Source organism: Rhodanobacter sp. DHG33 (genome assembly GCF_014843005.1).
Lineage (GTDB): Bacteria > Pseudomonadota > Gammaproteobacteria > Xanthomonadales > Rhodanobacteraceae > Rhodanobacter_A.
Window position 1 is genome coordinate 508,407 of record NZ_JACYXM010000002.1, and the last position, 13,424, is coordinate 521,830.

The following is a 13,424-nucleotide window of genomic DNA, read 5'->3' on the forward strand; positions in this document are numbered from 1 at the left end:
CATGAACATACTCGGCATTTCCGGCAGTCTCCGCCGGGCTTCCTTCAACACCGCGCTGCTGCACGCCGCGCAGGAACTGCTGCCGGCGGGCGCGACCCTCGCCATCCATGACCTGCACGGCCTGCCGCTGTTCGACCAAGACGTGGAGCAGGAAGGCGATCCCGCGCCGGTGGCCGCACTGAAGGATGCCGTGGCGCAGGCCGATGCCCTGTTGCTGGCCTGTCCCGAATACAACGGCGGCATCACCGGCGTGCTGAAGAACGCCATCGACTGGATCTCGCGCCCCGGTATCGCCCGGGAAGCCGCGCCGCTGGCCGGCAAGCGCGCCTGCATCGTCGGCGCCAGCCCGGGCATCACCGGCACGGTGCGCGCGCAGGATCAGCTGCGACTGGTGCTGCGCCGTGCCGGTGCGCTGGTCGAGCCGCAGGGCGAAGTGCTGGTGTTCCAGGCGCACACCAAGATCGCCGACGGCCGGCTGACCGACGAGCGCACCCGCGAGCTGCTGGCGCGCCATCTCCACAATTTCCTCGGAACCTTTCCATGAGCAACCATCCGATCGATCTTGCCGTCATCGGCGGCAGCGGCCTGTACAAATTTCCGGGGCTGGAAAACACCAGCCGCCATGCGGTGGAGACGCCGTTCGGCGCAGCCTCGGGCGAGATCGTGGTGGGCGATTTCGCGGGCAGGCGCGTGTCCTTTCTCGCGCGCCACGGCGAGAGCCACAGCCTGCCGCCGCACCGGGTGAATTACCGCGCCAACCTGTGGGCGCTGCATCAGCTCGGCGCGCGCACGGTCATCGGTGTCAACGCGGTGGGCGGCATCCGCGGCGATATGGGGCCGCGCGCCATCGTGGTGCCCGACCAGTTGATCGACTACACCCACGGCCGCTACACCAGCTTCTGCGACATCGAGGGCGCCGAGGTGAACCACATCGACTTCAGCGAGCCGTACACGGCCGCCGTGCGCCATCGCCTGCTGCAGGCCGCGCGCAAGGCCGGCATCGCGGTGATCGACGGCGGCTGTTATGGCGCAACGCAGGGGCCGCGGCTGGAAACCCGCGCGGAGATCGCGCGCATGCGCCGCGACGGCTGCGACCTGGTCGGCATGACCGGCATGCCCGAAGCGGCGCTGGCGCGCGAGCTGGGTCTGCAATACGCCTGCCTTGCCCTGGTGGCGAATTTCGCTGCCGGTTGCGGCGACGAGGCCGAGATCAGCATCGAGGAAATCTTCGCCCACCTCGCTGCCGCCACCGCTGAAGTGCCGCGCCTGCTGGAAGCCATGCTGCGCATGTGACGGTGCGTTGCCGCAGTGCGCATGCACCGCATCAAATGCGACGGCGTGCCGAGTGGCGGCACTGGCGTATTGCGCTTTGCCTTGAAACATGTTGATACTTTCCGGGCACCGGGGAGGTTAATCAGGGGAATGGTTCGAGCTCGACCGCGTGCATCCTGTCCAGGCTTCCAGAGGTTCCAGCAATGCGTTTCGGTACGGTCAAGTGGTTCAACGATGCCAAGGGTTTCGGTTTCATCGCACCCGAGGATGGTGGGGAAGATGTGTTCGTCCACTTCTCGGCCATCAATTCCAAGGGCTTCCGCAGCCTGCAGGAAGGTCAGCGCGTGAAGTTCGAAGTCACCCAAGGCCCGAAGGGCGCCCAGGCTTCGGGCGTCGAAATCGCGGGTTGAGTTACGGTGGCCGGTCTGCGTGCCGGCCATGCAGCAAATCGAGCCCCGCGCCACGGCGCGGGGCTTTTTGTTGGGGCATGCAGCCGCGGTTGGCTGCCCGTCCGATTCCCGCGATGATGGGAGTCGCAACGATCCACCCCTCCAAACATTGAAGAGCATCCCGCAGACATGAGCACCCGCTTGCTTGAAATCGCCGCCAACTCGGTGGCTTCCGCACTGGCCGCGCAGACCGGCGGGGCGGGGCGGGTGGAACTGTGCAGTGGGTTGGAGCTGGGTGGTCTCACGCCTTCCCATGCCGTCATCGCAATGGTGCGCGAACAGTTGCGCATTCCTCTGTACGTACTGATCCGTCCGCGCGCCGGCGATTTCCTCTACGACGACGACGAATGCGAGGCCATGCGCCGCGACATCGAAACCTGCGTGGCCCTGGAGTGCGACGGCGTGGTGCTGGGTGTGCTCGATGCGGATGGCGACGTGGACATGGAGCGCTGCTATGGCCTGATCGCCGCGGCAGGGCACCTCGGCGTCACCTTCCATCGCGCCTTCGACCTCGTGCGCGATCCGCATCGCGCGTTGGACGACGTGATCGCACTGGGCTGCGAGCGCGTGCTCACCTCGGGCGGACAGGCCAGCGCGATGGACGGCGCTGCGCTGATCCGCGGACTGATCGCGCAAGCCAACGGCCGCATCGGCATCATGCCCGGCGCCGGCGTCACCGACCGCAATATCGCCGCGCTGGCGGCAGCCACCGGCGCAGAGGAAATCCACGCCTCGGCCAAACGGCAGCTGCCTTCGGGCATGCGCCATCGGCCCTCGCTGCTCACCGACATGCAAGGCGGCGAGCTGCGCAGCGACGTGGAGCAGGTGCGTGCACTGGTTAAGGCCTGGCAACCCTAGTTCCTGCGCTGGGAAGGCGGGGCAGGAGGGGCCGTCTTCCCTACCGCAGCGCATGTTCCCCCACCTTCGCTAAAATGCCGCTTTGCCATTCCCTTGCGGAGCGAGCCCAGTGATCATCAAACCCAAAGTGCGCGGCTTCATCTGTGTCACGGCCCATCCGGTCGGTTGCGAGCACAACGTGGCCGAGCAGATCGCCACCACCCAGGCCGCTATCCACCACGATGACAAGGGCCCGAAGCGCGTGCTGGTGATCGGGGCCTCCACCGGCTATGGCCTGGCTTCGCGCATCACCGCCGCGTTCGGTTACGGCGCCGCCACCCTGGGCGTGTTCTTCGAAAAGCCCAGCAGCGAGGACAAGACCGGCACCGCCGGCTGGTACAACGCCGCCGCGTTCGACAAGCTGGCCAAGCAGGCCGGCCTGTACGCGAAGTCCATCAACGGCGATGCGTTCGCCGACGAGACCCGCGCACGCGCCATCGAGATCATCAAGAACGAGATGGGCGGCCCGATCGACCTCGTCGTCTATTCGCTGGCTTCGCCCGTGCGCAAGCTGCCGGGCAGCGGCGAGGTGGTGCGCTCGGCGCTCAAGACCATCGGCGAGACCTTCACCGCGAGCTCCGTAGACACCAACAAGGACACGGTGATCCAGGCCAGCGTGGAGCCGGCCACCGAGCAGGAGATCAAGGACACCGTCACCGTGATGGGCGGCGAGGACTGGGCACTGTGGATCGACGCGCTGGGCAAGGCCGGCGTGCTGGCGCCGGAGGCCAAGACCATCGCCTACAGCTACATCGGTACCGAAATCACCTGGCCGATGTACTGGCATGGCACGCTGGGCCAGGCCAAACAGCACCTGGACAACACCGCCAAGGCGCTGCGCGAGCGCCACGCCGGGCTCGATGCCCGCGTGGGTGTGATGAAGTCGGTGGTCACCCAGGCGAGTGCCGCGATCCCGGTGATTCCGCTGTACGTCTCCATCGCGTTCCGTGTGATGAAGGACAAGGGCATCCACGAAGGCTGCATCGAGCAGATCAACCGCCTGTTCCACGACCGCCTCTACCGTGCCGACGGTGCGGCGTTGCCCACCGACGGCGAAGGCCGCGTACGCCTGGACGACTGGGAGCTGCGCGACGACGTGCAGGATGCCTGCAAGGCGCTCTGGCCCACCGTCACCACCGAGACGCTGCGCCAGGTCACCGACTATGACGGCTACAAGCACGAGTTCCTCAAGCTGTTCGGTTTCGACCGCAGCGACGTGGACTACGGCGCCGAGGTGGACACGGATCGCCGTTTCGACTGCGTGGAGATGTGAGCGCCTGACCCGATCCAAAAAAAGCCCCGCATCGCGGGGCTTTTTTTATGCGCAGGAAATCGTGCGATGCCGGATGCATCCGTTATCCGGAAGCGCATCAGCCATGCGACTGGGCGACCACGCTGCCGTCGTTCGGATCGGCCAGCAACTCGACGTTGTGCCCGTCGCTGGACTTCGCCTTGGCGCTCCACAAACCGTGGTCGAATTTCGTGTCCTTGACGTTCTGGTAGCCGGCCGCAGTCAGCTTGGCGCTGACCTCGTCCTCGTCGAGCTTGGACGGCGCATCGGTCGGGTAGACCCTGCCGGAAACGGGGCCGACGGCCAGCTTGACCCACTTCTTGTTGCCGCCGCGGGCCTTGCCGCGCCATACGCCGTCCTTGAACTCCAGGCCTTTCACTTCCTTGTAGCCGGCATTGGCGATCGCGGTCTTGATCGCGGTTTCGCTCATTGCGCCGTTGGGCGGTTGCGCCGACCACGTACTCGTAGTGGTGGTCGTGGTGGTGTGGGTCATGGACGACGCGGCCATCGGCGCAGGCGGCGAGGGCTGCGTTTGCGCGAAGGCGACGCCGCCAATCGACAGTCCAACCAAGAGGGAAAGCAGGCGTTTGCTCATGATGCGCTCCTTGATGATGGGTACGGATCGTGCCGGCAGGAGAGGTTCACGGCGCGACAGTCGCGATGGCACAGGTCACCGGGGTGACACTGGCGACATCGATGAGAGCATCGCGTTCGGAATGGTTGCGTGAAAAAAAGCGTGGACGCAGGGTGAAGGTCAGGCTTCGGTTCAGTTGCCTGCCAATGGGGTCGCGTAGATCCGATGGTGCTTCGAATGCAGACGAGAGGTGAACGGAGCAAGGGCAGGCGGGGTGGTTGCGCATCCACCGATCAGAAGCGGCATGCCGTGTCTGGCTGCGTGCTCAATGGCGCGACACGATTGATGCCGTGCGTAGCGACCCCATATACTTGCTTGGCCATACCGTTTCCCCGGGGGTGTACTGGCTTCGACGGGGGTAGTGAGATGGCTTGGTGCATGCCGAGGGGGCAGCTTTCCTCGTTAATCCAGCAGCAAACTTATAGTTGCCAACGACGACAACTACGCTCTGGCCGCTTAAGGCCTAGCCCCGAACCCACTTGTGCTCGTGCTCGTCGGTGTAGGGTCATTATCACGGGATCGCCCGAAGCTGCCGCCTGTCGGTCAGGGCTAAATCAAGCAGGCTGGTCCTTCGATGCGCTTCGCACATCGTGCTGTCGCGGGACGAGATTCAACGGTGAGCTAAGCATGTAGTACTGGGCGTCAAGCGCCTTCGGACGCGGGTTCGACTCCCGCCACCTCCACCAATAAGCCGTCCAACGGCATCCAATAAAGGCCGGAAACCCTAGCAATAGCAACGGTTCCGGCCTTTTTCTTGTCCAATGCCGTCCGGGGGCATGCATTGCAATCCGGGGGTAGGTGGGGGTAACTTCAGGGGTAACAGGCCTACCCCCATAGAGTGTTACCCCCAATGCTGACCGATACCGCGATCCGGAAAGCACCCGCCCCCGAGAAGCCCCGCAAGCTGGCAGACGGTGGCGGACTGTTCCTGCTGCACAGCCCGAACGGCTCCAAGTGGTGGCGCCTCAAGTACCGCTTTGGGGGTAAGGAGAAGCTGCTGTCGCTGGGCACTTACCCCGACACCGGCTTGGCTGATGCTCGTGAGAAGCGCGACGCGGCCCGCAAGCTGCTGGCGGCAGGCATCGACCCCGGTGAGCACCGCAAGGCCGAGAAAGCGGCAGGCGAGGAGCGTGCAGCCAACAGCTTCGAGGTGGTCGCTCGCGAGTGGCTGGGCAAGCAGACGTGGGTGGAGCACTACCGGGTCAAGGTCGAGGCCTGGATGGCGAACGACGTCTATCCGTACATTGGTGGTCGACCCGTGGCTGAGCTGAGCGCCCCGGAGTTCCTGCGGGTAGGGCGCCGGATGGAGGAGCGTGGTGCCATCGAGTCCGCTCACCGTGTCCTGCAGACCTGCGGCCAGGTTATGCGCTACGCCATCGCCACAGGGCGGGCCGACCGTAACCCCGTGGCAGACCTCAAGGGAGCGATCGCCTCGCCGGCAGAGCGCCACCATGCCGCGATTGTCGATCCCTTGGTGCTGGGCGGCTTGCTGCGCGCGATCGAGGGCTATACGGGCGATGCCACCACGCGCGCGGCGCTTAAGCTGTCTGCGCTGCTGTTCGTCCGCCCCGGCGAGCTCCGGCATGCGGAATGGACAGAGTTCGACCTGGACGCGGGCGAGTGGAACATCCCCGCCGGCAAGATGAAGATGCGCCAGCCGCACCTGGTACCGCTGTGCGATCAGGCGGTAGCGACCCTGCGTGAACTACAGTCGCTGACAGGGAGAGGACAGTACGTGTTTCCCGGTGGCCGCTCGCCGCGTCGGCCCATGAGCAACAACGCGATCAACGCCGCGCTACGCCGTATGGGCTACGGCACAGATGTCATGACCGCTCACGGCTTCCGCGCCACGGCCCGCACGATCCTAGACGAGGTGTTGGGCTATCGCGTCGACTACATCGAGCACCAGCTGGCGCATGCCGTGAAAGACCCGAACGGGCGCGCCTACAACCGCACGGCGCACCTACCGGAGCGGCGGAAGATGATGCAGGGGTGGGCTGACTACTTAGACAGCCTACGTGTGGATGGAAAGGTGATAGCAATCAAGGCTAGAGCCAGGGGAGTACGGTGGTGATGCCCGTTAATAGTTCGTACACTCTGCAAAGCCCAAGGGACAAAAGTTAGGCCATGACCGACGTCCACTATCGCAACGCACCTATCGTTGAGGCCGTGATAGATCTGCGAGTGCGCTTTGGCGCCGAGCCTACGTTCGATGCCCTGAAAAGGGCCGCTGCAACGCTTAAGCAGCGCTTTCCGATCCAAGAAGACCTTGCCCAAGTTCAACTGGCCTTGAAGCTAGGCGAAGTCGCCAAGAAGAAAGCAAGTAGCAATCTTGGGCAACGTCGCATCGGCGTTCGCCTCCACACGGGCGACAATAGTCGTGTACTTCAGTTTCAGCAGGGTGGCTTTGCCTACAGTCATTTGGCCCCATATACGGACTGGGCAACCTTTCGCGCAGAGGCACTTGAATGCTGGGGTATCTACAAGCGCTTATTCAAACCGACGGCCGTCGTTCGATACGCTGTGAGATTTATAAATCGCATTTCCGTTCCCAACGGTTGGAGTGACTGCAGTCTGTTTACGTCGCTTTATCCCTGTGTGCCGCAAGCTTTGGGTGATCCGCTAGATCGCTACTTCATGCAGCTGTCGCTCCCTCAGTCGCAGGTGGCTCGAAATGCGCAGCTCATCATCAACAGCACTCTTGCCGAAGGCAATCAGCTAGGTGGAGCCGCTTTAATGCTGGATTTTGATCTGTTTGCGCCAACGGAGCTTGACACAGATTCAGATGAGGTGTGGCAGCATCTTGATGCTTTTCGTGTCCGAAAGAATGAAGTATTTGAAGCATGCATCACAGATCACACCAGGGGGCTAATCGCATGAACTTTGCCGAGGCGTACCCGATTCCATCAGAGACAGCGTCGGTGTCCGATATGCCGATAGGGCGGGCCTATGCTCCCCAGGCATCCGATGGTCAAACAGTGGCTGACTTGCCCCTGCATTCGACTCTTCAATCGATACGGCGGCTTTCCAGTTATGGCAACGATTGGGACGGGCATGGCAGCCCCGCGCCCAGAGCTGAATCTGTGCAGTCCTCTCTCGAAGCTATTCGCGTGTTCCATAGGTCTATTGTTACTTCCGGGCACCGGTGGGCTCAGCCTCATGTGTCAGCTAATGAGGATGGAAATGTAGTCTTCGAGTGGTGGCAAGGTGAGAAGAAGCTAACCATTTACATCCGTGCCGCGAACGTCACCTTCATCAAGGTGTGGGGCATGAATATCGATACGGAGATGGAGGATGGTCGCGTAACCAACTCTGGGTTTAGCCCTTTATGGACTTGGTTGAGCGAGGCGTAAAGAGTCAAAATGGGGGATGTATCGGATCAGGAGTGGCTCCATCGACGTGTACGGTCGAGGGAATGCCACAGCATCCGACCAACCAGGCGTCTGTCCAGTACGGCTTTTAACGACAAAAGTAGGAAGCCGTCTGTTGATCGTGCTGCGTTACGATCAGCTGAGGAGACTAAGGCAGAAGCGACCGACGGTGTTGTACGTCTTCTCACGGCATCTGTACGCAGTATAGGCATTCCTATCGGCGCGCCGGCTCCAGATAACTTTGAAGTAGACGTGTGGGCAAGGGAGTTGCCGGAAAACGTGGCTCATGCACAAATTGAGCCGCTTCCAAGCATGACCGGATCTCGATTTGAGAAGCTCAAAGAAGCATTGGCTAGGTTAGCTGAGCAGGAAGACTGGGTGATCGAGCCGACGTCGTGACCATTCTAAGATTGCAATCTGTTTCCTGGCGGACGACATTACAGGCTACTTGTCTTGTCCTTGAACACGATTTGCTGCATCTGTAGAGCGCACTCGATTTGTTTGGCGAGGAGACGGGCAGGGTTCCGACTACCTGGCACCGTGGAGCTTGATAACGACGTGGTGTCGTTCAAGCGCAAGGCTGGCCGCGCGCTCAGCCAGCTAGCTCTAGAACACGCTGAGCGCCATCCGATGCATTCGTAACGGGAAAGTACTCTATACCCGCAGCGGATGCTTCCTCAGTGACTTCACGGCGTGCTTCATGCAGGTTATTGAGCTGCTTTGCTCCCAGAGTGGCATCGTCATCGCGCGTAACTGCACCGATAAGCGCGGCTTTTGGCAAATGAATCATCGACTTGACGCGCTGAAGTTCGAAGAGGCGTGCGCGTGCATCACGCAAGCTTGCACTGACCCGGATGGGGTGAAGCACGTTGAAGTGCGCGACGACACGAGGTGAACAGAAACCAAAGCGCACGTTTTGGCCGCCGTCTACGAGTTGGGCTTCTCGCCCGAAGTACTTCAATAGATCGGGCCGCTCCTTGACGGTCAACTCACGAATCTCGGTGCTGAAGCGGCGATTGACCTCTTCCTGCATCGGTGCGTCCGACTCTTCAAGCTCTTCCAGTTTGTCGAGATTGGCCAAGCTGGAATGTAAAAGGGCGATCGTTCGTAATAGCTCCGGCAAGGATCGGGCAGCTGTGCTGCGTAATTCTCCCGGAACCAATCCCATGATGGGTGCGCTCAGACCATCCAGTGAGTTCGCTGCTCCTGCTGCTTCGCGGAAGATGGCGAGGCCATGTTCAATGAGCTTTCTGGCGCCAGCAGATTGTTTCCCATAGAGGCTGTCCAGAACGTCGTCACGAATGATGCGCGTGCTGCCAAAGCGTCCATCGTGCATGTAGATGGCGCCAGCCATAAGTCGCTCGCCCGTTCCATTGACGGGCTCCCAAAAAAGAGGGCGCCAGGGTGAGCGCGCTGCCTCAATGACGCTTGCTATGGGCGGCTGGATGATTGCGTTCATTGACCGGATAGTAGGTCTTGGGGAGTGGGAAATCGAGCCAGGAGGCGCATGCCTAACTGGTTCAAGCGGTCAGTAACAAAGCGCACTTGGATGCTTGTATCGGTGAAGACATCAAGTTCCTTTTTCGCATTTTCCGGCCTGTCTCGATCCATGAGCAACCATTGTGCAGTACTGGCTGAACGCATTTCCTCAGACAGTCCACTGTAGATGGCCATTTGGCATAGCTTGTTCACGTCATCAAGATGCTGCGCACCATTCCCTAGGGCGAACGCGTGATCAATCCAGGCTTCGTTTGTGCCATCCCACAGAATATTTCCTAGATTTCGGTCGCGGTTGTCGATTGCTTCGTCAGCAGCGGCTACAAGAGGCGCAGAGGGGAGCTGACTCGCGAGGCGCGTAGCGATCTCTAAGGCTGCCTTATGCTCTGCGCTCCCTATCGCAAATCCTGCGATTCCTAGCCGTTGGTTGAGGTTTGGATAGGTTGCGTCTGCGCTCCCAAAGGCAACGTTGTTGTTGGCTTCGGCGACTAAGTATGGGTCGGGGACAGGAGCGCCCCAGCCACGTAAAAGCAATGCGCAAAACGCTTCGGCAACTACCTGTTGAATGGCGTCACGCTTGACGATGGCGGCGAAATTTGAACGTCCGGACGATGCCAAGATGCACCGTATCGCTCCTGTTACACCGTCGCCTGCTGGCATCTCAGTGCCAGGCACAATGGTTGCCCATCCGATGCTCATGCTGTCCTTTCCCCCGGTGACGCATCAAGTGCGCCGGTTCCCTACGCTCCATCAGGCACGCACGCCGACATGGCGATGCTGCCGCCCCTTGCACTTCTGGGCGGAAGGTAGCACCCAAGAGGCACCCTCGCCAGATGCGGGATCTCCTGCTTCCCGGGCTATTTGCTAGTTAAGGTGGCGCCGGTCCGCTCTCATCGGTGCACCTACTTGCGCCCTTCTAGGAGGGTATAGACCATGGGGCGACTCACAAGGGGGAAACCATGGAATTGATGATCAAGGTCTTGGATGAGTGGGGTGGAGAACTTGAGGCGTTCTGCACTCTGGTAGATCACGAGGATTCTCTGTGGCGGGTTGTGCTGACTAGCCACCGGGGACGCCGCGGCGCTCTCGATGTGACTGCAACGGAAGCAACACTTGAGCAAGCGATTCACGAGGCAATGAGGAAGGCAAGCATCCACGCCACAAACAACCCGGGAGCATGACAGTGAACGATTGAGGAGGTCAGCCCGTGGACGGCTTCGTTCGGAAATGCTGCCGGCGTGATGTCATCCGCTAGTTGAGGCTGCATCACTCGCTGTGTCTGCGCCTTGCGATCGTCGAGGATCGCGCGCACCATCGCGCCATTGAGCAGGAGGGGGAGTTCACGCATGGAGACGAACCTCGCGCGGAAAGCGATATGGGCATGTGGATGGGCGTTCTTGGGTGTGTTCGTGACATGCTTCTTGTTCTATCCACCGCATGCGAAATGGAACGAAGGACTTCATCTAGGCGATGTGGCTACGTGGTTTTCTGCCATCGGCACAATCGCTGCTGTTGTAGTGGCGCTTTCGGCTGGATTCTCCCAGCGCCGAAAGGATGATTTGGCTATGGCTGAGCTTCGCTCTTCGATTGCGAACGCCCTCATTGTGGACCTACTAACCATTCGTAGCTTGTTGACAGCCAGCCACCTGCAATGGGGGCATGACGGTAGCCATCTCAGCGATCAGGAATTGCACAACGTGCTTAGACGTGTGCAATGGCTCAACATGCCGTCCTTCGAGGCATATCGTGAGTCGCTGCCGAAACTTGGGGCAGGGGTTGCTCCGTACGTAATAGAGGCCTATGGCGTCATTCTCCGAACGGCGCGAATCGCCCTTGGGCAATCGACAACAGTAAATTCCAACGCTGACGATCGCGAGTTCGCCTCCAAGATCATTGAAAGAGTTCCCGTCGTTTTGCTTTCGATTTGGCGTGCGCACCACGCGCTTAGCCCCTACGCGAGACCATTGACGATTGCTGGAGAGCCTACTGTGGAAGATTTGCAGAGAAATTGTTCGCCGTGCACCACGCCACCCTGCTGACGCTATCCTGGCTTTCCCTGGGCGAACCACCAGCGCTAGGTGTCCACAGCCACATTGCGGCTATGAGCTGCGCCTGGTGAGGTCTTTCATTTTGTTGAGCATCCACGGTTCGATCGGCTTCTCGCGGTGAGATAGTTTCCGGGTGAATTCACTTGTATCTATCCGTGAAGTGGCGATCGAGCAGAAGGCGATCTAACCGCCTAAAAGATGAGTCTTCGTCACTTGTCCGGCGGCAAACACGCTAATAATCGCAAGGACATTTGCCAGCAAGTACAGGCGCCTGCTACTGACATTCATGCAATCTAAGAAGTATGTCGTAGCGAAGGAAGAGAGCGGCCCTGTCACTAGAACGATGAGGGCTGCGTACACATACTGCCACCACTCGATACCTAACCCGCCATGCTGTTCAACAAGTTTCATGGCCACGGCTTGCAAGCCAATCACGAACACGATGTTCTTTGCGTAATCAAGTACATCTTTCCTCCATGCAAGGAGCATTGCGCCTGCGTTTTTGTCTTGCATACCTGCCCCTTGCAGTCCCGTTGAATTAGGCGCATATTGCCACCGCCCCCGCCAATTCGGGGGCCAGGTTTGGCGACCTGAGTAGATATAGGCGCAACGGCGCCGATGGCGCTTTTTTTGTGTCCGTTGTGTCATGCCCGCTTTACGGTGGGCGTGCAGGGCAGCCTTCGGGCTGGCCGGGTTCCTATATCCCCGGTTCGCCAACCCTGCACGTCCGCCACCTTGCCGCAACGGTCAGGTGGCTCCTTCAGCATCAACTGCAGAGGTGGAGCATGACCATGAAGCCGAAAAACGTTGCTGTCGTCCCCGAAGACAACAGTGTCGCCACTGTCCACCAAGTGCTGGGAGAGTGGCCTGAAGATGTGATCGCGAGCCTTGAGACTGCGTCCAACGCACTTCGCTGGATCGGTGCGATTTTGAACGTAGCATCCAAACAAGAAATGCAGGGGCCGCATTCTGATGCAGCAGACATGCTGAGTGCCGCGCGGTACATCGCTATGGATTTTGCCAACCTTGCAGACTGCCAATGCGAGAGCTTGAGCGATCACTTGCGTGAACACGTTGCCAAAGCAACCGAATTGTCGCTTTGATGATGCGCTCCGCAGGGGGTAATGGCGGGGAGGTATCTGCGATAGCCGAAGCGGTAGTACAAATGCTCGATGAGGCGCACGACCTGATCGGTCACGCCTGACAGTTCACGCTGCGCCTAGGACGGCCATCCGAAAACCGGGCACCTTCCCCGGCTGGCGCGGCACCTTTTGAAGGGCGCAGAGGTGTGCGCATGGCAGTACAGCACGATGACTTGCGCGTGCAGGTCTTGGCGGAGTTCAAGAAACTGCCAGCAAAAGAAGGCATCACGCATGAGCTGGACACCGCCGCCAGTGTGGTCATGGTGCTGGTGTGCAATGTGCCGGCGAATCAAAAAGGTACTCCATCACCGGCTTTTCACCGCATCGGCAAGACACGGGTACAGGCGGAAGTTGATCGCATCATCAACTATGCAAAACGGGCTACACGCCCCATCCGCAAAGGGCAGGTTGACCCTGTAGTTAAGCTGGCCACATATCTGACCAAAATCCACGGTCCAACAATCGATGTTCTGGCATCGCGTGGTGTGCTCCGATACGGGCCCATCGATCCGGCGATGATCACAGCGCACGCTTCCAGCGTGGACTTATCGAAGGTGCCCAATGTCACGTATGGCAGACCCGCCAACTTGTACGTCCAAGGGGTCGCTAAGGTGCTGGCGTTCCATTTTCATGCGATCACCGGGAAGTCCCCCAAGATCGTGCATGACCCCTTCAATGACACCTATGGCGCCTTTGTCGACTTGGTGAGCGGCGTGTTCGAGATTGCTGGCATTGAGGCAAATGCCCTTGCTGCTGCGCGCATAGCCGTGCCGCCTATCAGGCGTGCAAAAGGAAAGGGTTGAATGACCATTTGCAAAAACAA

Annotated in this window: 16 protein-coding genes and 1 other RNA gene; 12 read left to right on the forward strand and 5 right to left on the reverse strand. The window is 60.3% G+C overall.

Going from position 1 to position 13,424, the window contains the following annotated elements:
* Nucleotide 1: 1 nt before the first annotated feature.
* From IHE46_RS05225 to fabV, 5 genes are all read left to right on the forward strand, one after another.
* Entirely contained in the window at nt 2-544 is a 543-nt protein-coding gene (locus IHE46_RS05225; RefSeq protein ID WP_192163549.1) for an NADPH-dependent FMN reductase, read from the forward strand.
* Nucleotides 541-1,293: an S-methyl-5'-thioinosine phosphorylase gene (locus IHE46_RS05230; protein WP_192163550.1), complete on the forward strand. Its 753-nt coding sequence runs from the start codon at nt 541-543 to the stop codon at nt 1,291-1,293. The genes IHE46_RS05225 and IHE46_RS05230 overlap by 4 nt, the downstream gene beginning before the upstream one ends.
* 182 nt (nt 1,294-1,475) lie before the next feature.
* Nucleotides 1,476-1,682 carry a cold-shock protein gene (locus tag IHE46_RS05235; RefSeq protein WP_049620931.1) on the forward strand — a complete coding sequence of 69 codons (207 nt, stop codon included), beginning with the start codon at nt 1,476-1,478 and terminating at the stop codon, nt 1,680-1,682.
* A gap of 168 nt (nt 1,683-1,850) precedes the next feature.
* Nucleotides 1,851-2,579, forward strand: a complete 729-nt coding sequence (locus IHE46_RS05240) for a copper homeostasis protein CutC (RefSeq protein ID WP_192163551.1) — start codon at nt 1,851-1,853, stop codon at nt 2,577-2,579.
* Between the two features lie 109 nt (nt 2,580-2,688).
* Nucleotides 2,689-3,891: an enoyl-ACP reductase FabV gene (gene fabV / locus IHE46_RS05245; protein WP_192163552.1), complete on the forward strand. Its 1,203-nt coding sequence runs from the start codon at nt 2,689-2,691 to the stop codon at nt 3,889-3,891.
* A 97-nt stretch (nt 3,892-3,988) separates the two neighbouring features.
* Here the strand turns inward: fabV and IHE46_RS05250 are convergent, their stop codons facing one another.
* A complete protein-coding gene (locus IHE46_RS05250) occupies nt 3,989-4,504 on the reverse strand; it encodes a PepSY domain-containing protein (protein ID WP_192163553.1) in 516 nt (171 codons plus the stop codon).
* Between the two features lie 373 nt (nt 4,505-4,877).
* On the opposite strand from IHE46_RS05250, the gene ssrA reads away from it, so the two are divergent.
* From ssrA to IHE46_RS05270, 4 genes are all read left to right on the forward strand, one after another.
* Nucleotides 4,878-5,229: a transfer-messenger RNA gene (gene ssrA, locus IHE46_RS05255) on the forward strand.
* 164 nt (nt 5,230-5,393) lie between these two features.
* Entirely contained in the window at nt 5,394-6,617 is a 1,224-nt protein-coding gene (locus tag IHE46_RS05260) for an integrase arm-type DNA-binding domain-containing protein (protein ID WP_192163554.1), read from the forward strand.
* A 53-nt stretch (nt 6,618-6,670) separates the two neighbouring features.
* Complete coding sequence (locus tag IHE46_RS05265) at nt 6,671-7,423, forward strand: TIGR04255 family protein (protein WP_192163555.1); 753 nt, start codon at nt 6,671-6,673, stop codon at nt 7,421-7,423.
* Entirely contained in the window at nt 7,420-7,896 is a 477-nt protein-coding gene (locus IHE46_RS05270) for a hypothetical protein (protein WP_192163556.1), read from the forward strand. Before IHE46_RS05265 ends, IHE46_RS05270 begins: the two co-directional genes overlap by 4 nt.
* Before the next feature lie 610 nt (nt 7,897-8,506).
* Here the strand turns inward: IHE46_RS05270 and IHE46_RS05275 are convergent.
* The 3 genes from IHE46_RS05275 to IHE46_RS05285 all read right to left on the reverse strand — a co-directional run bounded on the left by IHE46_RS05275 (nt 8,507) and on the right by IHE46_RS05285 (nt 10,759).
* Nucleotides 8,507-9,268 carry a hypothetical protein gene (locus IHE46_RS05275; protein ID WP_192163557.1) on the reverse strand — a complete coding sequence of 254 codons (762 nt, stop codon included), beginning with the start codon at nt 9,266-9,268 and terminating at the stop codon, nt 8,507-8,509.
* A 101-nt stretch (nt 9,269-9,369) separates the two neighbouring features.
* The gene (locus IHE46_RS05280; protein ID WP_192163558.1) at nt 9,370-10,110 is read right to left on the reverse strand and encodes a hypothetical protein; all 741 of its coding nucleotides are present in this window, start codon (nt 10,108-10,110) and stop codon (nt 9,370-9,372) included.
* A 427-nt stretch (nt 10,111-10,537) separates the two neighbouring features.
* Entirely contained in the window at nt 10,538-10,759 is a 222-nt protein-coding gene (locus IHE46_RS05285; RefSeq protein ID WP_192163559.1) for a hypothetical protein, read from the reverse strand.
* Here IHE46_RS05285 and IHE46_RS05290 point away from each other — a divergent pair.
* Nucleotides 10,758-11,450 (forward strand): hypothetical protein, encoded by a 693-nt coding sequence (locus IHE46_RS05290; protein WP_192163560.1) that lies wholly within the window; start codon nt 10,758-10,760, stop codon nt 11,448-11,450. The genes IHE46_RS05285 and IHE46_RS05290 overlap by 2 nt on opposite strands.
* A 192-nt stretch (nt 11,451-11,642) precedes the next feature.
* On the opposite strand, the gene IHE46_RS05295 is transcribed toward IHE46_RS05290, so the two are convergent.
* Entirely contained in the window at nt 11,643-11,972 is a 330-nt protein-coding gene (locus tag IHE46_RS05295; protein WP_192163561.1) for a hypothetical protein, read from the reverse strand.
* Nucleotides 11,973-12,250: 278 nt separating this feature from the next.
* Here IHE46_RS05295 and IHE46_RS05300 point away from each other — a divergent pair, with 278 nt between their 5' ends.
* Together IHE46_RS05300 and IHE46_RS05305 are read left to right on the forward strand one after the other, a co-directional pair.
* Nucleotides 12,251-12,562, forward strand: a complete 312-nt coding sequence (locus IHE46_RS05300; RefSeq protein WP_192163562.1) for a hypothetical protein — start codon at nt 12,251-12,253, stop codon at nt 12,560-12,562.
* A gap of 191 nt (nt 12,563-12,753) precedes the next feature.
* Nucleotides 12,754-13,404 carry a hypothetical protein gene (locus IHE46_RS05305; RefSeq protein ID WP_192163563.1) on the forward strand — a complete coding sequence of 217 codons (651 nt, stop codon included), beginning with the start codon at nt 12,754-12,756 and terminating at the stop codon, nt 13,402-13,404.
* The last annotated feature ends 20 nt before the right edge of the window (nt 13,405-13,424 follow it).